This window comes from Cellulomonas sp. P4_A2 (genome assembly GCF_056402515.1).
In genome coordinates this window covers 1-401 of record NZ_JBFUHG010000163.1, presented here as the reverse complement: position 1 = coordinate 401, position 401 = coordinate 1, and the positions used below count along the sequence as shown (strand labels likewise).

At 71.6% G+C, this 401-nt stretch carries 1 protein-coding gene; it reads right to left on the bottom strand.

Going from position 1 to position 401, the window contains the following annotated elements:
• Positions 1–401 (bottom strand): hypothetical protein (locus AC1DUE_RS20545; RefSeq protein WP_477041250.1); only part of this gene is annotated, 401 nt, incomplete at both ends.

The following is a 401-nucleotide window of genomic DNA, read 5'->3' as shown; positions in this document are numbered from 1 at the left end:
GGTGAACTGCCGCGCGACACCTGGGAGATCCACCGCACCGGCACCCGGCAGCCGGCCTCCGCGCGGGGCGTGCCGCACCGTGCCACCGTGCGGAACTCGGCGTCGGACTCGTCCGTCTCCCGGCTCGCCTCCGCGACCAGCTCATCCAGCTTGCCGCCGGCCAGCAGCTTGCTGTGCAGCTTCGCCAGGTCCTCGTCCCAGCCGACCGAGTCGGCCAGGATCCGCGCGCCGTCGGACGCCGGGGTCACCATCGTCTCCAGATAGAACTGGTTCTGCCGCGCGACGGTGCCGGCCACGTCGGCGAGCAGCTTGCCCCGGTGGCGCCAGGTGACCTCGCCGAATTTCCCGAACGTGTCGAAGAAGTGGTCGTGCCCCGTCTGGTCCGGCGGGAAGCCCTGCAT